This is a genomic window from Janthinobacterium sp. EB271-G4-7A (assembly GCF_020858075.1).
Taxonomy (GTDB): Bacteria; Pseudomonadota; Gammaproteobacteria; order Burkholderiales; family Burkholderiaceae_D; genus Janthinobacterium; species Janthinobacterium lividum.
In genome coordinates this window covers 1774326-1792119 of record NZ_JACYMI010000001.1, presented here as the reverse complement: position 1 = coordinate 1792119, position 17794 = coordinate 1774326, and the positions used below count along the sequence as shown (strand labels likewise).

At 63.7% G+C, this 17794-nt stretch carries 18 protein-coding genes; 15 read left to right on the top strand and 3 right to left on the bottom strand.

Going from position 1 to position 17794, the window contains the following annotated elements:
* Positions 1-114: 114 nt before the first annotated feature.
* A complete protein-coding gene (locus tag IGS58_RS08205; RefSeq protein ID WP_230521050.1) occupies positions 115-1923 on the top strand; it encodes an NAD(P)/FAD-dependent oxidoreductase in 1809 nt (602 codons plus the stop codon).
* A gap of 120 nt (positions 1924-2043) precedes the next feature.
* On the opposite strand, the gene IGS58_RS08200 is transcribed toward IGS58_RS08205, so the two are convergent.
* Positions 2044-2610, bottom strand: a complete 567-nt coding sequence (locus IGS58_RS08200; protein ID WP_070254538.1) for a YceI family protein — start codon at positions 2608-2610, stop codon at positions 2044-2046.
* Between the two features lie 322 nt (positions 2611-2932).
* Between IGS58_RS08200 and IGS58_RS08195 the strand changes: the two genes are divergently transcribed.
* The 8 genes from IGS58_RS08195 (at position 2933) to IGS58_RS08155 (ending at position 11819) form a co-directional block, all read left to right on the top strand.
* Positions 2933-3460: an RNA polymerase sigma factor gene (locus IGS58_RS08195; protein WP_230521049.1), complete on the top strand. Its 528-nt coding sequence runs from the start codon at positions 2933-2935 to the stop codon at positions 3458-3460.
* Positions 3457-4467, top strand: coding sequence for a FecR family protein (locus tag IGS58_RS08190; RefSeq protein ID WP_230521048.1), 1011 nt, complete (start codon positions 3457-3459; stop codon positions 4465-4467). Before IGS58_RS08195 ends, IGS58_RS08190 begins: the two co-directional genes overlap by 4 nt.
* Before the next feature lie 101 nt (positions 4468-4568).
* Complete coding sequence (locus tag IGS58_RS08185) at positions 4569-7490, top strand: TonB-dependent receptor (RefSeq protein WP_230521047.1); 2922 nt, start codon at positions 4569-4571, stop codon at positions 7488-7490.
* A 35-nt stretch (positions 7491-7525) separates the two neighbouring features.
* Positions 7526-8146, top strand: coding sequence for a biliverdin-producing heme oxygenase (locus IGS58_RS08180; RefSeq protein ID WP_115057546.1), 621 nt, complete (start codon positions 7526-7528; stop codon positions 8144-8146).
* Positions 8146-9297, top strand: a complete 1152-nt coding sequence (locus IGS58_RS29225; RefSeq protein WP_442908357.1) for a TonB family protein — start codon at positions 8146-8148, stop codon at positions 9295-9297. The genes IGS58_RS08180 and IGS58_RS29225 overlap by 1 nt, the downstream gene beginning before the upstream one ends.
* Positions 9298-9482: 185 nt before the next feature.
* The gene (locus tag IGS58_RS08165; RefSeq protein ID WP_070222288.1) at positions 9483-10292 is read left to right on the top strand and encodes a methionine ABC transporter ATP-binding protein; all 810 of its coding nucleotides are present in this window, start codon (positions 9483-9485) and stop codon (positions 10290-10292) included.
* Positions 10285-10959, top strand: a complete 675-nt coding sequence (locus IGS58_RS08160) for a methionine ABC transporter permease (RefSeq protein ID WP_046683994.1) — start codon at positions 10285-10287, stop codon at positions 10957-10959. Before IGS58_RS08165 ends, IGS58_RS08160 begins: the two co-directional genes overlap by 8 nt.
* Positions 10960-10991: 32 nt before the next feature.
* A complete protein-coding gene (locus IGS58_RS08155; RefSeq protein ID WP_034779181.1) occupies positions 10992-11819 on the top strand; it encodes a MetQ/NlpA family ABC transporter substrate-binding protein in 828 nt (275 codons plus the stop codon).
* Positions 11820-11907: 88 nt separating this feature from the next.
* Here the strand turns inward: IGS58_RS08155 and IGS58_RS08150 are convergent, their stop codons facing one another.
* Together IGS58_RS08150 and IGS58_RS08145 are read right to left on the bottom strand one after the other, a co-directional pair.
* The gene (locus IGS58_RS08150) at positions 11908-12525 is read right to left on the bottom strand and encodes an OmpW/AlkL family protein (protein ID WP_034779183.1); all 618 of its coding nucleotides are present in this window, start codon (positions 12523-12525) and stop codon (positions 11908-11910) included.
* Positions 12526-12691: 166 nt separating this feature from the next.
* A complete protein-coding gene (locus tag IGS58_RS08145; RefSeq protein ID WP_230521046.1) occupies positions 12692-13588 on the bottom strand; it encodes a LysR family transcriptional regulator in 897 nt (298 codons plus the stop codon).
* 237 nt (positions 13589-13825) lie between these two features.
* Here IGS58_RS08145 and fur point away from each other — a divergent pair, with 237 nt between their 5' ends.
* The 6 genes from fur (at position 13826) to IGS58_RS08115 (ending at position 17793) form a co-directional block, all read left to right on the top strand.
* Positions 13826-14266 carry a ferric iron uptake transcriptional regulator gene (gene fur, locus IGS58_RS08140; protein ID WP_034756687.1) on the top strand — a complete coding sequence of 147 codons (441 nt, stop codon included), beginning with the start codon at positions 13826-13828 and terminating at the stop codon, positions 14264-14266.
* A 77-nt stretch (positions 14267-14343) separates the two neighbouring features.
* Positions 14344-14709 carry a MerR family transcriptional regulator gene (locus tag IGS58_RS08135; RefSeq protein ID WP_230521045.1) on the top strand — a complete coding sequence of 122 codons (366 nt, stop codon included), beginning with the start codon at positions 14344-14346 and terminating at the stop codon, positions 14707-14709.
* 59 nt (positions 14710-14768) lie between these two features.
* Positions 14769-15359 (top strand): NAD(P)H-dependent oxidoreductase, encoded by a 591-nt coding sequence (locus IGS58_RS08130; protein WP_230521044.1) that lies wholly within the window; start codon positions 14769-14771, stop codon positions 15357-15359.
* Positions 15360-15531: 172 nt separating this feature from the next.
* Positions 15532-16749 carry a SpoIIE family protein phosphatase gene (locus IGS58_RS08125; protein WP_230521043.1) on the top strand — a complete coding sequence of 406 codons (1218 nt, stop codon included), beginning with the start codon at positions 15532-15534 and terminating at the stop codon, positions 16747-16749.
* A gap of 65 nt (positions 16750-16814) precedes the next feature.
* On the top strand, positions 16815-17372 hold the full coding sequence (locus IGS58_RS08120; RefSeq protein ID WP_034756676.1) for a SiaB family protein kinase: 558 nt from the start codon (positions 16815-16817) through the stop codon (positions 17370-17372).
* A 22-nt stretch (positions 17373-17394) separates the two neighbouring features.
* A complete protein-coding gene (locus IGS58_RS08115) occupies positions 17395-17793 on the top strand; it encodes a DUF1987 domain-containing protein (RefSeq protein ID WP_034779193.1) in 399 nt (132 codons plus the stop codon).
* Position 17794: the final 1 nt, after the last annotated feature.

The following is a 17794-nucleotide window of genomic DNA, read 5'->3' as shown; positions in this document are numbered from 1 at the left end:
AATCGCCGCCATGCTGCGCTGCGGGATGCGGGGCCGGAACGCCAGTGTTACAACATCGTCAGCGGCAACACAGCCGCATCCCATCATAAAGTCAGCAGACTTGGAGGAGACACGATGCAAACCGATATCAACCCGCACGACCTGGCCGTGGCCGGCATCCTGGAACAGCTCGAAGGCAGCCTTCGCGCCAGCGACGGCACGGGCGCCGCACAGCTGTTCGAACCAGACGGCTACTGGCGCGACCTGGTGCTGTTTACCTGGAACCTGAAAACCCTGGAAGGCCGCGAGCAGATCGCCGCCATGCTGGCCGCCCAGCTGGGCGCCGTGCAGCCGGTGTCCATCCGCATCGCCGACGGCGAACATGCGGTGCAAGCCGGCGGCGTGCTGCAAAGCTGGATTACGGTGGAAACGAACGTGGCGCGCGGCGTGGGCTTCATCCGCATCCGCGACGGCAAGATCTGGACCCTGCTTACCACCATGAGCGAATTGAAGGGTTTTGAAGAAGCCAAGGGCGGCCGGCGCCCCATGGGCGCGGAACACGGCGCGCGCACGAATCGCAGCAGCTGGCTGGAGCACCGCGAGCAGGAAGCGGCGGAACTGGGCTACGCGCGCCAGCCCTATTGCGTCATCATCGGCGGCGGCCAGGGCGGCATCGCGCTAGGCGCGCGGCTACGCCAGTTGAACGTCCCCACCATCATCATCGAGAAAAACGCGCGCCCCGGCGACAGTTGGCGCAAGCGCTACAAGTCCTTGTGCCTGCACGACCCCGTCTGGTACGACCACATGCCCTACATCCCCTTCCCGGACAACTGGCCCGTCTTCACGCCCAAGGACAAGGTCGGCGACTGGCTGGAAATGTACACCAAGGTGATGGAGTTGAACTACTGGGGTTCGACGTCATGCGAATCGGCCAGCTTCGACGAAGCCACGGGCGAGTGGACGGTGCAGGTGCTGCGCGACGGCCAGCCAGTCACCCTGAAGCCGAAGCAGCTGGTGCTGGCCACCGGCATGTCGGGCAAGGCGAACATGCCGAAGTTCAAGGGCATGGACGTGTTCCAGGGCGAGCAGCAGCACTCGTCGCAGCATCCGGGACCCGATGCGTACGTGGGCAAGAAAGTCGTGGTGGTGGGCGCCAACAATTCCGCGCACGATATCTGCGCCGCCCTGTGGGAAGCGGGGGTGGACGTGACCATGGTGCAGCGCTCGTCGACGCACATCGTCAAGTCCGATTCCCTGATGGACCTGGCGCTGGGCGACCTGTATTCGGAACGGGCACTGGCCGCCGGCATGACGACGGCCAAGGCCGACCTGACGTTCGCCTCAATCCCGTACAAGATACTGGCCGACTTCCAGAAGCCCGTCTTCAAGGCCATCCGCGAGCGCGACGCGGACTTTTATGCGCGCCTGGAAGAACGGGGCTTCATGCTCGATTTCGGCGACGACGATTCCGGCCTGTTCATGAAATACCTGCGCCGCGGCTCCGGCTACTACATCGACGTGGGCGCCTCCGAGCTGGTCGCCGAGGGCAAGATCAAGCTGAAAAGCGGCGTCGGCGTGCAGGAATTGAAAGCCCGTTCCATCGTGCTGTCCGACGGCACGGAACTGCCGGCCGACCTGGTGGTGTACGCCACCGGCTACGGTTCCATGAATGGCTGGGCGGCCGACCTGATCTCGCCCGAGGTGGCGAATAAAGTGGGCAAGGTGTGGGGACTGGGCTCCGCCACGACGAAGGATCCGGGGCCGTGGGAGGGCGAACAGCGCAATATGTGGAAGCCCACGCAGCAGCAAGCGCTGTGGTTCCACGGCGGTAACCTGCACCAGTCACGCCACTACTCGCAATACCTGTCGCTGCAACTGAAGGCGCGCATGGAGGGATTAACTACCCCCGTGTATGGGAAGCAGGAGGTGCATCACCTGGCGTGATCGTAACCAGCAATCCGTGTAGGTCGGATTAGCGCGGCAAGCGCGTAATCCGACCCACCAATGACAAAAAAATGGCGACGGACCGAAGTCCGCCGCCATTTTGCATCATGCAGCCAACAATTACTGTTTGATCGCTTCGATGGCAAACGTCAGGGTCACATCATCGCTGACAGCTGGCGCATATTTACCGGCGTTGAATTCCGAGCGCTTGATCTTGGCCGTGGCGTTGGCGCCGCAAGCGTCTTTTTTCAGCATCGGGTGCGGTGCGCAGGTGAACGAGGTGACGGTCAGGGTAACTGGCTTGGTCACGCCTTTCAGGGTCAGGTTGCCGTCGACGGACGCCAGCTTGTCGCCGTCAAAATTGAACTTGGTCGATTTGTAGGTGGCGACCGGATACTTGGCCGTGTCGAGGAAATCTTCGCCCTGGATGTGCGAGTTGAACAGGGTCGAACCCGTATCGACGGACTTGGTGTCGATCAGCACTTCGACGGCGCCCGTCTTGGCGGCGCGGTCCAGGGTGACCTTGCCGGTGGTGTTATTGAAACGGCTTTGCTGCGTCGAGAAGCCCATGTGGGTGTACTCGAAACGGGGGAAGGTGTGGCTGCCATCGATGACATAGACTTCAGGAGCGGCAAACGCGGACAGCGAGAAGCCGGCGGCGGCGATAAAAGCGAGCAGTTTTTTCATTGTAGGTTCCTGATAGAAAGTGGAGGATGTCAAAACCGCAAGCAGCTGCAGGCGAATGGCGCATGCGGCTGATTGTCTGGCTTCAGTTGCAACAGATTATGCATGGCATGAAGATCGATGTAAAACGGAAAATATACCTAGTTAGCATCGATAAAATCGATAATACCCGCCAATAAGGTCCGCCACAGCGCCTTCTGTTGCCGATTATTGTCTGCATTGCCAAAAATATCCAGCGTTATCCAGCAACACAGATGAGAATGATTCTTGTTATTATTTGATGGGCTTGCTATCATTGCCGGCTTTGATAACGAGGAAACGCGCGGTGCTTGAACGCTATTACCAGGAATTGCTGCGCTTGATTTCGCGCTCCACCGGCTGCCGCGACAAGGCGCAGGACGTGGTGCAGGAAGCCTACGCCCGCATCCTGGCGCGCAAGCCGCTCGGCGGCGCAGCTCCCCTGCAAGGGGGCATGGCACCCGATAGCGGCCAGCGCGCACTGCTCTACGTGACGGCAAAGAACATCGCCATCGACGAACAGCGCTTGCGCCAGCGCCGCCCCCACGACGACATCGACACACCGCATTTCCAGCTGCGCGCGCCACGCGCCGACGAACCCGAACAACGGCTGCACGACCGGCAAACCATGGAACGCCTGCTGGCCATCATCGAAGCCTTGCCGCCGCGCTGCCGAGAGGCTTTCGCGCTGTACAAATTCGAAGGTATGAGCCAGATCGAGATCGCCGCCCAGATGGACATCTCCGTCAACATGGTGGAAAAACATATCATCAATGGCATGCTCGCCTGTAAAAAAGGCATGCCCGAACGCGATACTGGAAAAGACCGCGCATGAAACCCAACCCGACTCCGGCAGACGACATCGATTTCCAGGCCGCGCAGTGGCTGCTGCGCCACGACGCCGGCCTGGCCGCGCCTGAACTGACGGCGCTGCGGCAATGGCTGGAAGCGGACGCGCGCCACCAGCATGCCTGGGATGCGCTGGCGCGCACCGACGCGCTGCTGGCCAGCCTGCCCGCCCAGCGCGTGGCCGCCTTCAGCCAGCCCGCCCTGCCCTCATCCGCCGCGGCCCCTGTTTCGCTGCTACAGCGATTGGCGCATTTACCGCTGGCGGCGAGCCGGCTGCCGCGCGGCGCGCTGGCCGGCGGCTGCCTGCTGCTGTGCGGCCTGCTGGCCTGGCCGCTGGCCAGCCATCTGCAGCAGCCCGGCTTCCAGCACGATTACAGCACGCTGCGCGGCCAGTTCGCCACGCAAGTCCTGCCCGACGGCAGCCGCATCGAACTCGATAGCGGCAGCGCCGTCGACGTGGCCCTGTACCGCGACAGGCGCACCGTGCGCCTGCTGCGCGGCCAGGCCATGTTCCATGTGCAGGCCGATCCGGCCCGTCCATTCCAGGTGCTGGCGGGGCCGGCCACGGCCACGGTGCTGGGCACGCATTTTTCCGTGCGCCATGTAGGGGCCGCCACGCAAGTCAGCGTGGCGCAAGGCACGGTGCGCGTGGAAGGGGAAGGCGACGCGCGCGCTGAAGTGCTGCAGGCGGGCGACGCTGTCACCGTCACGCCGCAGGGCGTGAAAACGCTGGCCCGGGTCAGCGCGCAAGCGGTGGGCAACTGGCGTGCCGGGCGCCTCGATTTCGAGGACGCGACCCTGGCCGAAGCGCTGGCCGAATTCGAGCGCTATGGCGACACAAACCTCGTGCTCGGCGATCCGGCCCTGGCCGGCCTGCGCCTGAACGGCAGCTTCGACGCGAAGCTGCCGGCGCAATTTGCCGCCGCCCTGCCGTTGGCGCTACCCGTGCGCCTGCTGCGCCAGGACGGCAAGCTGCATATCGTCGCCCGCTGATTGCCGGAACATGCAGCGAAATAAAATCAATCCGCACGTCAGGGTAAATGATACTCATTCGTTTTAACTATGAATGATCACCACATCACCATAGGAAAAACATGCACACGACTCCACCGCGGCATCCCTTGCACGCCCGCCTGTCTCCCCTGTTCCTGGCCATCGGACTGGCCTTCGCCACACCCGCCACGCATGCCGCCACCGCGCCGGTAGCGCAGGTGGAATGGCAGATTCCCGCGCAACCGTTGAACCGCGCGCTGAACGAACTGGCGCGCCAGGCAGGCATGGTGCTGCTGGCCGATGCGCGCCTGACCGAAGGCCGGCACAGCGCCCCGCTGCAAGGCCGGCATTCGCTGCCCGATGCGCTGCGCCAGCTGCTGGCCGGCAGCGGCCTGCAAGCACAGCTGCAGGGCGGCACGACCATCATCATCAGCGCACCCGCGCCTGTCGCCGCCGGCGCGGTGCAGATCGGCACCCTGCGCGTGAATGGCCAGGGCGGCAGCGGCACGTTCGAGGCGGATGACACGGATCCGGCCGACCTGCCCTACCTGACGCCGGCCGCCTCCGTGTACATCGGACGCGAACAGATCGAGCGCTTCCGCGGCACTTCGCCGGCCGATATCTTCAAGGGCGTGGCCGGCGTGCAGGTGGGCGACAGCCGCAACAGCGGCGCCGTCGACGTCAACGTGCGCGGCATGCAGGGCCAGGGCCGCGTGCCCGTGCTGATCGACGGCAGCCTGCAATCGTCGACCGTCTACCGCGGCTACGCGGGCATCGCCGACCGCAGCTACATCGACCCGGACCTGATCAGCGCCATCCGCATCGACAAGGGCCCGAACCTGTCCGCGCAGGGCGCCGGCGCCATCGGCGGCATGGTCAGCATGCAGACCCTGCGCCCGGAAGACATTCTGCTGCCAGGCCAGCGCACGGGCGTACGCCTGCGCGGCGGCATCCAGGACAACAGCGTCACGGCACCCGGCGATTTCGGCAGCGCGCCGCGCACGCACCGCAACAAGCTGGGCGACCCGCGCAGCGGCTTTGGCAGCATCGCCGTGGCGACGCGCCAGGACGACTACGACCTGGTGGCGGCCATCAGCCACCGCAGCATCGGCAATTATTTTTCCGGCACGCGCGGTTTCGAACGCTATCAGCTGCTCAACGAATGGGGCGACGACAATGGCGTGACGCAGTTCTTCAAGCGCGGCGATGAGGTGCTGAACACGGCCAACCGCACCACCTCGGCCCTGCTGAAGGCCAACCTGCGCCTGCCGCACGAACAGAAGCTGGAGCTGGGCTACCGCTATTTCGACAGCAGCTATGGCGAAATCATGCCCTCGCAAATCTACCGCAACAGCACCGGCAGCATCCCCCAGTGGGACCCCAGCCAGGTGCGCACCAACGCGCTGACGGCGCGCTACGAGTGGAAGCCGGAAGGCCAGAACCTCATCGACCTGAAGGCCAACCTGTGGCTGACGGACATGCAGAGCAAGTCGCGCAACGGCGACATCTTCAGCAATCCGCTGGAAGGCAAGGCCAATCCGGGCGACCATGAATGCAAGGAGTGCGTGGAAGTGCTGTACCTGGCGAAGAACCAGGCGCGCCGCGTTGGCGCCGACCTGACGAACACCTCGCGCTTCGCCACCGGCATGGGCGCGCTCAAGCTCGATTACGGCTTGTCCCTGCAGAACGAGGATATCGGTCCGGCCGACAGCGTGCGCATCCTCGATGAAGACTTGAACGCCAATCACACCCTGCGCAACGGCAAGCGCCACGAGCAAAGCGTATTCGCCTCGCTGCAGTGGCAGGCGCGCGACTGGCTGACCGTTGACGCGGGCGGACGCTTCCAGCGCTTCGATACACGCGACCGCAACCGCCGCGCGGAACAGCAGTACCAGCCGCAGGGCTGGCAATGGGTCACCATGTGGGACAAGGACGGCGACCAGCTCGGCGCCGCGAAATGGTACCAGGATGCGCAGGGCCAGTTCACGGCGGCCACCAATCCCGCGCTGGTGGGCGGCATGGTGGAACGCTATGGCGAGGAACCGGCGCCGCTGGACATCTCGCAGGTGGACCAGTGGAGCGGCAACGATTATGTCTTCCGCGACGCCATCCCCGGCCTGTTCAAGTACAGCACGCCGATCCGCCGCAAGGACCACGGTTTCGCGCCCACCTTCGCCCTGACGGCGCGCCTGTCCGACAGCGTCAGCCTGTTCCTGCGCGACGCGCGCGGCCTGCGCATGCCCAGCCTGTACGAATCGACGATGGGCTTTTCCGCCACGTATTCGTCGCCGCTCAAGCCGGAGCGCAGCCATAACCGCGAAGTTGGCGTCAGCCTGGTCAAGGACGGCGTATGGAGCGCCGCCGACAAGCTGCGCCTGCGCGTCGCGTATTTCGACAACGTCACGCATGGCTACATCACGCGCCGCCCGATACCGGACCTGCCGGCCTACGCGCAGAATTTCTCGATGGCGAACACGGACAGATACAGCGTCTCGGGGATCGAACTGCAATCGTCATATGACCGGGGTAGCGTGTTTGCCGATTTTTCCGGCACCTGGAACCGCAAGACCCTGATCTGCGACGCGGCAACCGCAGCCTATCTGCGCAAGGCCAGCAAGTGGCAATCGGATATCTGGAACACGCCAGACTGCTCGCCCATCGGTTTTTCCAGCTCGTATGTCAGCAACCATATCCAGCCCAAGCTGAGCGCCAACCTGACCCTGGGTACGCGCTGGCTGCAGGAAAAGCTCACCGTGGGTACGCGCCTGACCCATGTCGGCCATCCGCTGGCGCGCCAGGACGACAAGGCCGTCTGGCAGTCGTGGACAGGCACCTCGCCGCAAGTGCTGACGCAGGCCTACACCCTGGCTGACCTGTTTGCCAGCTACAAGATCACGCCCAACGCCACCCTGGACGTGGCGGTGGACAACCTGACGGACCGCTACTACCTCGATCCGCTGACCCTGAGCCTGATGCCGGGACCGGGCCGTACGGCGCGCGTCACGCTTGGCCTTCGTTTCTGATTTGATTCATCCTTATAATAGAGAGTAGATATTCCATGCATGCAGCAAGCGACACCAGCAGCACCTTGAACGCCGTTCCGATTAACGCGGCCCCAACCCGCAGCCAGCGCCTGAAAGCCGACACCATGGCCACCCACGAATTGCTGGACCAGCGCATCATGGCCAGCGCACCGTTTTCCAGCCGCGAGAACTATGCGCGCTTTTTGCAGGCGCAATACGCGTTCCTGCGCGACGTCGACGCGCTGTACGACAACGCGCAGCTGGCGGCCCTGCTGCCGGACCTGCAACAGCGCCGCCGCTACGCCAGCATCGCCGCCGACCTGCGCGACCTGGACACCGCGCTGCCGTCCGATGCGGCCACGCCGCCGTTCGACGCGCAGCTGGACCTGGCCACGGCGCTGGGCTGGCTGTATGTGAGCGAAGGCTCGAAGCTGGGCGCGGCCATCCTGTATAAACTGGCCGGCAAGATCGGCCTGGACGAGCATCACGGCGCGCGCCACCTGGCCGGCCATCCTGACGGACGCGCGCGGCACTGGCGCGAATTTACCTCCGTGCTCGATACGGCCATCCTCGATGAGGCGGGTGAAGCGCGCATGATCGACGGCGCGCGCGCCGCCTTCCTGCGCATGCACGGCCACGTGGAGGCCTGCGCCTGATGGAAGAGCCAGTCATCCAGGCCGGCGCGGAAGCGCACACGGCACGCCTGCGCCGCTGGGCCTGGACGGCCGCCGGCATGCTGATGGTGGCGCTGGGCGTGATCGGCGCCCTGCTGCCCGTCATGCCGACGACGATCTTCCTGATCCTGGCGCTGGCCTGCTTCAGCCGCGCCTCGCCGCGCCTGGAGCACTGGCTGCTGCATCACCCCCGCTTTGGCGCGCCCCTGCGGCAGTGGCGCGAACACCGCGCCGTGTCGCGGCGCGGCAAGGCCATGGCCTGCCTGGGCATGGCCATCGGCTTTGTCGCCATGTGCCTCGGCCATCCGCCCTGGTGGGTGATCGCCATGGTGGGCGCGATGGAAATCGCCGTCCTCATCTATCTGCTGCGCCGCCCGGAAGGGCCGGCGCCGACGGCCGCCGCCGACAAGACGCCGCCGACCGACTGGCGCCGTCCGCTGACGATAGCCGCCGTCTTCGCCATGCATGGCGCCCTGCTGGGATGGGCGCTGTACCACCGCGCGCCGGCAGCGCCCGTGCTGGCCATCGTGCCCGACGCCGCGCAACCGGCCATGCTGCTGTTCCTGCCGGCCGCCGCCCCGCCCCGCCCTTTGGAGCAGAATCTTGCTGAACGGGTCAGCGCCGCCGCCGCGCCATCCGCCGCCATTGCCAAAAAGGCAGCGCCGGCAATCCAACAATTGGTACTGCCGCAGCCGGATGCCGCACCCATGCCGCCGCAAGCCGAGGCCGTCGCGGCCTTCGCCGAGGTGCGGCATGCGCCCGTGACACCGGCATCGGCGGCGGCGCCGTCCATCGCGGCGGCGCCGCCCTCGCCCGCCCTGCCGCCCGCGCCGCAGGAGCTGCGCAGCGGCGTATCGAGCTGGGAAGGCAAGGTTTTGGCGCGCATGGAGCGCTTCCGCCGCTACCCGACGGCGTCGCGCGCCAAGCAGGAACAGGGCGTGGTGTATCTGCGCTGCCGCATCGACCGCGATGGCCAGGTGCTGGCCGCCGCCATCGAGCGCAGCTCCGGTTCCGCAGCACTGGATCAGGCAGCGCTCGATACTTTGCAACGGGCCGCGCCACTGCCGCGCATCCCCAAGGAACGGCCGGACCCGCTGGAATTATCGATTCCCGTCGAATTTTCCATTGGCTGATCGCACAAAAACCGCTTTTACTCTCGCCAAACACCCATATAGACATTATTTGCATATTCAAAGCAAGATTCTGTCGTAGGAGTAATAACACGATCGGAGGTATACTACGCAACCGACGTGGCAGGCTGGGCGATTTGGCCCCTGCAAGCAAGCCTGTCACGGTCCAATAAAAAAGGAAACACTGCATGACCACACCACACCGTACGCCGGTGATTCGCATCGATGGCGCAAACAAGACCTTCGCGCTACCCAAAGGCGAACAATTCCACGCGGTCAAATCGGTCACGCTGGAAGTCTATCCCGGTGATATTTTCGGCCTGATCGGCAAGAGCGGCGCCGGCAAATCGACCTTGCTGCGCCTGATTAACCTGCTCGAACGCCCCGACAGCGGCACCATTACCGTGGCCGGGCGCGAATTGACACGCCTGGGCAAGAGCGAATTGCGCGACGCGCGCCAGAACATCGGCATGATTTTCCAGCAATTCAACCTGCTGCAAAACGCCAGCGTGTTCGACAACGTCGCCTTCCCACTGAAAATCCATGGCACGACCAAGGGCGAGCAGATCGCCGCCCGCGTCGAGGAATGTCTGGCGCTGGTGGGCCTGTCCGACAAGCTGCACAGCTATCCGGCACAATTGTCCGGCGGGCAGAAGCAGCGCGTGGCCATTGCCCGCGCCCTGGCCAGCCACCCGGACGTGCTGCTGTGCGACGAGCCGACGTCCGCGCTGGACGCGGAAACCACGCGCGCCCTGCTCGACACCCTGCGCGACATCAATGCGCGCCTGGGAGTGACCATCGTCATCGTCAGCCATGAGCTATCGGTGCTGGGCGCCATCTGCAACCGCGTGGCCGTCGTGGAAAACGGCGCCATCGCCGAACAATTCGATTTGAGCGACACGGCCACCCCGCGCAAGACGGCGCTGGGACGCGAGCTGGCTTATTACGGCACCGAGGCGTTTGAAGCCACCGCATGGAAGGATGCAACACATGTTTGAAGAATCGATCAATAACGTCATCAACCTGCTGCCGGAAATCTGGGTGGCGCTGGGCCAGACCATGACGATGCTGGGCATTGGACTGACCGCCGCCATCCTGATCGGCGGCCCGCTGGGCATCCTGCTGTTTCTCGTCTCGGAAGGCCAGTCGCTGGAAAACCGTCCGCTGTCGACGATCCTCGGCTGGCTGGTGAACACCGTGCGCAGCTTCCCGTTCATCATCCTGCTGGTCGCCCTGACGCCGTTTACGCGCATCATCGCCGGCACCTCGATCGGCCCGCTGGCAGCCAGCGTACCGCTGTCGTTTGCCGCCATTCCCTACCTGGCGCGCCTGGTGGAACAGAACCTGCGCGAAGTGCCGCGCGGCGTGATCGAAGCGGCGCACGCCATGGGCGCGTCGGAAATGCAGATCATCTTCCGCGTGCTGCTGGTGGAGGCGCGCTCCGGCCTGGTGCTGGCCCTGACCGTGCTGTCGATCAGCTTCCTGTCGTATTCGGCCGTGGCCGGCGTGGTGGGCGGCGGCGGTATCGGCGACCTGGCCATCCGCTACGGCTACTACCGCTTCGAGACGGACATCATGGTCGCCACCGTGGCCATCCTGATCGTGCTGGTGCAAACCATCCAGTTCGCCGGCACGCGCATCGCCAAGCGCCTCGACAAACGTTAATTCATATTCAGTATTTCAGTACAAGGAAAAGCATGAACCACATTCGCCGCAACCTGCTCCTGGCCGCCGCCAGCCTGGCCTTCGCCACCGCCGCCCACGCCAAGGACCCGAAAGAACTCGTCATCGGCACCAGCTCCGGCCCGTATTCGGACCAGCTGAAGCTGGGCATCAAGCCTATCCTGGAAAAACAGGGCTACAAGGTCAAGATCGTGGAATTCAACGACTACGTGCAGCCGAACTACGCGCTGGCCGAAGGTTCGCTGGACGCCAACGTATTCCAGCACATCGTCTATCTGACCAAGTTCGCCACCGATAACAAGCTGCCACTGAGCTCATTGATCACCGTGCCGACCATGCCGATCGGCCTGTACGGCGGCAAGCAAAAGTCCTTGGCCGACGTGAAGAACGGCGCCACCATCACCATGCCGAACGATCCGACCAACCAGGCGCGCGCGCTGGTGATGCTGGCCAAGATGGGCTGGATCAAGCTCAAACCGAACGTCGATCCGCTGCGCGCTTCAGAGCGCGACGTGCTGGAAAACCCGAAGAAGCTGAAACTGGTGCCGCTGGAAGCGGCGCAGCTGCCACGTTCGCTGGCCGACGCCGACTACGCTTTTGTCAACGGTAACTTCGCCCTGGCCGCCGGCATGAAGCTGACGTCGGCCCTCGCCGTGGAAAAGATCTCGGACAGCTACATCAACCTGGTCGCCATCCGCACGGCCGACAAGGCCAAGCCATGGGTCAAGGACCTGGAAGCGGCCTACCGCTCGCGCGCCTTCCTCGACGCGACGAACAAATACCTGGCCGGCTACGAAAAGACGGACTACCAGCTGGCGCTGGAAAAGACGCTGAAAAAATAAAGCAAAGCGCTGCACGCAAAAAAACGGCCAGGTTCACACCTGGCCGTTTTTTTATTGCCCGCGCCGCGTGGACGCCGTCATTCCATGCTTAGAAACGGTAACCCACACCGACGCCGATCAGGAGCGGATCCACCTTGACTTCGCTGATCTTGGCGCCACCGGCCAATACGTCGCTGCGGATCTGCACTTTCTTGATGTCGAAGTTCAAGGACCAGTTTTTGTCCAGTTTGTAATCGACACCGGCTTGCAGCGAGAAGCCCCAGCTGTCATGTTCCAGGCGGCCGGCGCCGTTCAGCAATTTCACGTCCGAGATATTCGTGTAGTTCACGCCCGCACCCACGTATGGGCTGAACTGTTTTTCAGGCATGAAGTGGTATTGCAGCGACAGGGTCGGCGGCAAATGCTTGAAGCTGCCGATCTTCGTGCCGGACAAGGTGACGTCATGCTTTTGCGGATACGTCAGGATCAGCTCGGCAGCGATATTTGGCGTGAAGAAGTAGGAAATATCGATTTCAGGAATCGTCTTGCTGCTGACGTGAATCAGGTCGGATGCGCCGACGCCACCAACGGGAGCAGATTTGTTGGCCGGATCGATATGCACGGCGCGCGCACGGACCAGCCATGGGCTTTCCTGTGCCATTGCGTTGCCGGCGAATGCGCCGATGGCGGCCAGGACGATTGCTGCTGCAGTTGCGGACTTTTTCATTTTATTTCCCTCTGTCGTTAATGTCGTTAAGTAACGCTGCGAAGTCTAAGAGTGCAGTGCAACAAAAACTTTGATCCACATCAAATAGTGCTAGATGGCATCATCAGAGGGATTTTTTCCTTTGCCCAGGTCAAGAAAATGCGGCAGCGCAGCGCACGCATACGTATCAATGCACGCCGTCAAACAGGCTGGCGACCCAGTCGGCAAACACACGCACACGGGGCGACAATTGCCGGTGGTGGGGATACAGCACGGACACGGGCAGCGGGTCGGGACGCAAGTCCCGCAGCACTTCCACCAGGTCGCCGTCCGCCAGCGCCCGCTCCAGATGGTAGCGGGGCGCCTGGATCAAGCCCATGCCCGCGCGGCAACAGGCGTGGTATGCGTCCGCACTGTTGACGGACACGGTGCCCGGCAAGGCCACGCTGTGCCGCTGCCCGCCCACCTTGAAATCGAAGGGCCAGACCTTGCCCGTCTGGGCGGAAAAGAAATTGACGGCGCGGTGGCCATCCAGTTGCGCCAGAGTCTCCGGCGTGCCGTGCGCGGCCAGGTAGGCGGGGCTGGCGCACGTCACCTGCTCCAGCAGCGCCACGCGGCGCGCCACCATGGACGAATCGCCCAGCTCGCCCACGCGCAGCACGCAATCGACGCCTTCGCGCACCAGGTCGACGAGGCGGTCGCCCATACCGATTTCCAGTTCGATCAGCGGATAGCGGGCGCAGAACTGGTCCAGCACGGGCATGACGAAATGCATGGCCAGGGTCGCGTGCAGGTCGATGCGCAGCTTGCCGGCCGGCTGCTGGGCCGCCGAACTGAACACGGCTTCCGTTTCTTCCAGGTCCGCCAGCAGGCGCACGCAGCGCTGGTAATACGCCTCGCCATCGGGCGTGGGCGTCACTTGCCGCGTGGTCCGCTGCAGCAGGCGCACGCGCAGCCGCGCTTCAAGCTGCTTGATCGCATGCGTGACGGTCGCCTTCGGGTAGCCAAGGTCATGCGCCGCCTGGGTGAAACTGCGCAGTTCGACGATGCGGGTAAAAATGCGCATCGCATCAAATCGGTCCATCTTCCTGCCCCATTGTTATTCCTTGCTGCACAGTGTAGCGATATCACCGTTGGTTTTGCAATTGCAACGCAAGATGCGTGCAACGCAATCGACGCTTGCGCCGATGTCACTGGTCTGCCGGCCGGCTAGCCAGCATAATATTTCCACTCCGCACAATACAAATGAGAATAGTAATGATTATCATTTGCGATATAATGCACTACCTCGCTCAAGCGACTACAAAAAGGAATGGGAGACATGGATATATTGAGGGAACTGCGTGAATCGGGCTTGAAAGTAACCATCCCCCGCTTGCGGATTCTGCAGCTGTTTCAAGAAGGCACGATCAAGCACCTGAGTGCGGACGATGTCTACAAACTCTTGCTGGCCGAAAAAATCGACGTGGGCCTGGCCACCATCTACCGCGTGCTGATGCAGTTTGCCGAAGCGGGCATTTTGTTTCGCCGGCACTTCGAATCGGGCCACGCCGTGTTCGAACTGAACGAAGGCCAGCACCACGACCACCTGGTCTGCACGGGCTGCGGCAAGGTCGATGAATTCGTCGACGAAGGCATTGAGCTGCGCCAGAACGAGATCGCCGCAGAGCGGGGCTTCGTGCTGCACGAGCACGCGCTGTCGCTGTACGGCACCTGCGCCGAGTGCACGGCGAAGAAAGTCCCGCCGCGCAAAGCGTCCTGAGGCAGCGCGCAGCGTAGCGCCTGGCAAGCCACCTGCGCTACACTGCGTGCCGCAGCTCAGCTCAACAAAGGACCAGCATGTACATCGGAGAAATCGCCCGCCTGGCGGGCACCTCGCCCAAGGCCTTGCGCCACTATGAAGCGCTGGGCTTGCTGGGCGACGTGCGCCGCTCGGGCGCCTACCGCGTCTACACGCAGCAAGACCTGGCGCAAGTGAGGCTGATACGCCAGGCGCAGGCCCTGGGCTTCCGCCTGGCCGAACTGCTGCCCATCCTGGCCGGCGACGATACCGACTGGGCCGCCCTGTCGCAGCACATCGCCGCCAAGCGCGCACAGGTGCGGCAGGATATCGCCCGCCTGCGCCAGATCGATGCGCAATTGGCCGACATCGACACGGAAATCCGCGACTGCCTGGCGCAGCAGCGTCTGCAAGAGGCCGCTTGACTCTGCCCCCAGGGGCAGGCTTTAGCATGCAAGCTCTTCTTTAACGGACAGCCTGCATCATGACCAAGACGACACCCAAGCGCATTTTGATACTCCTCGGCCACCCGTCGGGCGACAGCTTTTGCGCCGCCCTGGCCGAAGCCTACGCCGCCACGGCCCGCAGCGAAGGCCACACTGTGCGCGAACTGCGCCTGGGCCAGCTGGACTTCGATCCCATCCTGCACGAAGGCTACCGCCAGGTGCAGCCGCTGGAAGCGGACTTGCTGGCGGCGCAGGAAGCCATCAGCTGGGCCGAACACCTGGTGTTCGCCTACCCGATCTGGTGGGGCGGCGCACCGGCCCTGCTGAAGGGCTTTGTCGACCGCGTCTTCCTGCCCGGCTACGCTTTCAAGTACCGGCCCGGCAAGGCTTTCCCGGCGCAACTGCTGAAAGGCCGCACGGCCCAGCTGCTGGTGACGATGGATACGCCGCCCTGGTATTTCCGCTGGGTCTACCGCATGCCCGGCATCCACCAGCTGCGCAAGACGACGCTCGAGTTTTGCGGCGTCCAGCCCGTCAGGGTGGCCAGCTTCGGCCCCATCCTCAATTCCACCGAGCCGCAGCGCGCGCGCTGGCTGGCGCAGGCACAGGTGCTGGCCCGGCGCCTGTAAGTTGCTTGCCATGCAGCCATCTTGCATACGGTTTTGACAAGCTGGTAATCAAGCCGTCATATTCCAAGACTACCATGATGATATTGCCTGTTTGTCAGTCGCCTTGCCGTCGCGACAACAAGGGTCCGATCGTCATGTAAAGGTAGCCGCTGTGGAGTTCAACGCTTCTCGATTGCATCTTCCCCGTTATCGCACGTCCGTGGCGTCCGACCTGTGCATCCCCACGGAATCCGTGCAGGCCGACGCCAGCAACTTCGCCGTGCTGGAATTGTTCACGGAACGGCGCGACATGATGAGCCTGCCCGTCACGGAGCAGCAGAAGCCCATCGGCCTGATCAGCCGCAACATCTTCATGTCGCAGATGTCCAAGCCCTTCTATCACGAGGTGTACGGCAAGAAGAGCTGCATCGCCTTCATGGACAAGGAACCGCTGATCGTCGATGGCGCCATGAGCATCGAAGACCTCACCTTCCGCGCCGTGGAAGCGGGCGAAAAGGCGCTGGCCGACGGCTTCATCATCACTTCCGATGGCGCGCTGGCCGGGGTGGGCTTCGGCTTGCAGCTGATGAACGTGGTGGCCACCATGCAGGCGGAAAAGAACCGGCAAATCATGCACAGCATCGATTACGCCAGCGTGATCCAGCGCGCCCTGCTGCGCACCTCCGATGCGGAATTGCGCGCCACCCTGCCCGACGCGCACCTGGAATGGCAGCCGCGCGACGTCGTCGGCGGCGATTTTTACTTTTTCGAGCGCCACGCGGGCGGCTGGTTCGCCGCCATCGCCGACTGCACCGGCCACGGCGTGCCGGGCGCCTTCATGACCCTGATCGCCTCGTCGGCCCTGAGCCAGGCCTTGCGCGAGCTGGGGCCGCACGATCCGGCCGCCCTGATCGGCGCCGTCAGCCGCGCCATCAAGACCTTGCTGGGCCAGGACGGCGCCGGCAGCGGTGAAGCCACCGGCCACGCCGGCTCGAACGACGGTATGGATTGCGCCTTCCTGTGCTACGACACGGCCAGCGCCAGCCTGCGTTTCGCGGGCGCGAAACTGGCGCTGCATGTGGTCGCGCCGGGCGAAGAGAGCGTGCGCGCCATCGACGGCGCGCGCATGGGCGTGGGCTATGTCGACACGCCAGCCGACTACTGCTGGCACAACGAGACGCTCGCCATTCCCGCCGGCAGCCTGCTGTTCCTCACCACCGACGGCTTGCTCGACCAGATCGGCGGCGCGCGCGACATCGCCTACGGCAAGCGGCGCATGCGCGAGCAATTGCTGGCGCGGCGCGACGCTTCCGCCGGCGACGTGGCGGCGGCGCTGCTGCAGGACAGCGCCGCATGGCAAGGCAAGCAGCCGCGCCGCGACGACCTGACCTTTTTCTGTTTCCGCCTGTAGTTTTGGCGCCATCGAGCCACCTTATCAACAAGAAACCGGGTCACCGGCTAGCCAGGAGCACGGACGTGCTGTACGAAGAATTCAACGAGTTTTGGGATGTGGCGCGCAAGCGCAACATCATCTTTTTTTACGTGGGCTATTTCTCGCAGCACGTGGTGAATGCCATTTCCGAAACCATCAAGGCGCGCCTCGATACGGCCGGCGCTGCCGGGCCCACGCGGCGGCGCATCTTTTCCTCGTTCATCGAGATGTCGCAAAACATCATGCATTATTCCGCCGACAGCCTGACGCCCGATGCGCAGCTGGACCAGCAGATGCGGCGCGGCTCGTTCTGCATCGGCACGCGCGGCGACAGCTTTTTCCTGCTGTGCGCCAACCCCGTCTCGACGGACAACGTGGCGCAGATCCGCGCCCGGCTGGAGCCGCTGCACACCATGACGATGGAGGAAATCCGCCTGGCGTATAAAAAGGCCCTGCGCGAGGAAGCGCCCGCCGACAGCAAGGGCGCGGGCCTGGGTTTCCTCACCATGGCGCGCGACGCCAGCGAGCCGCTGGAATTCGAATTCGTCCAGGATCCCCAGGAACCGGGCCACACCATCTTCTGCATCAAAGCCATCATTTGAAAGAGCCGACTCAGGAAAGCATATGCAATTACCGTCACCACTGTTCATCGCCGCGACCCCGAGTTCGCCCGAAATCGACTTCCGTTTCGAGCAGCACACCCTGTCGATCAAGGGCGAGTCGTACCCGGAAAACGCGGCCGCCTTCTATGGCCCGCTGATCGCCGCCGTGCGCGCCTACCTGGAAGGCTGCCGCGAAGCAGCCATCACCGTCAACGTCTCGCTGGCCTACTTCAACAGCTCCAGCACGAAGATGCTGTTTACCCTGTTCGACACCCTGAATCAGGCGGCCGTGGACGGCAACCAGGTGCGCCTGAACTGGTATCACGACGAGGACGACGACACCATCCTGGAATTCGGCCAGGAGCTGCAGCAGGACTTCACTGCGCTGGACTTCCGCGACCATCCCGTGCAGGGCAGTTAGG

Coding starts and splice junctions, on each gene's coding strand:
- IGS58_RS08135 (WP_230521045.1), top strand. CDS start 14,344: ATGTACATCGGAGAAATCGCCCGCCTGGCGGGCACCTCGCCCAAGGCC.
- IGS58_RS08205 (WP_230521050.1), top strand. CDS start 115: ATGCAAACCGATATCAACCCGCACGACCTGGCCGTGGCCGGCATCCTG.
- IGS58_RS08160 (WP_046683994.1), top strand. CDS start 10,285: ATGTTTGAAGAATCGATCAATAACGTCATCAACCTGCTGCCGGAAATC.
- IGS58_RS08185 (WP_230521047.1), top strand. CDS start 4,569: ATGCACACGACTCCACCGCGGCATCCCTTGCACGCCCGCCTGTCTCCC.
- fur (WP_034756687.1), top strand. CDS start 13,826: ATGGATATATTGAGGGAACTGCGTGAATCGGGCTTGAAAGTAACCATC.
- IGS58_RS08155 (WP_034779181.1), top strand. CDS start 10,992: ATGAACCACATTCGCCGCAACCTGCTCCTGGCCGCCGCCAGCCTGGCC.
- IGS58_RS08190 (WP_230521048.1), top strand. CDS start 3,457: ATGAAACCCAACCCGACTCCGGCAGACGACATCGATTTCCAGGCCGCG.
- IGS58_RS08200 (WP_070254538.1), bottom strand. CDS start 2,610: ATGAAAAAACTGCTCGCTTTTATCGCCGCCGCCGGCTTCTCGCTGTCC.
- IGS58_RS08130 (WP_230521044.1), top strand. CDS start 14,769: ATGACCAAGACGACACCCAAGCGCATTTTGATACTCCTCGGCCACCCG.
- IGS58_RS08145 (WP_230521046.1), bottom strand. CDS start 13,588: ATGGACCGATTTGATGCGATGCGCATTTTTACCCGCATCGTCGAACTG.
- IGS58_RS08115 (WP_034779193.1), top strand. CDS start 17,395: ATGCAATTACCGTCACCACTGTTCATCGCCGCGACCCCGAGTTCGCCC.
- IGS58_RS29225 (WP_442908357.1), top strand. CDS start 8,146: ATGGAAGAGCCAGTCATCCAGGCCGGCGCGGAAGCGCACACGGCACGC.
- IGS58_RS08150 (WP_034779183.1), bottom strand. CDS start 12,525: ATGAAAAAGTCCGCAACTGCAGCAGCAATCGTCCTGGCCGCCATCGGC.
- IGS58_RS08165 (WP_070222288.1), top strand. CDS start 9,483: ATGACCACACCACACCGTACGCCGGTGATTCGCATCGATGGCGCAAAC.
- IGS58_RS08180 (WP_115057546.1), top strand. CDS start 7,526: ATGCATGCAGCAAGCGACACCAGCAGCACCTTGAACGCCGTTCCGATT.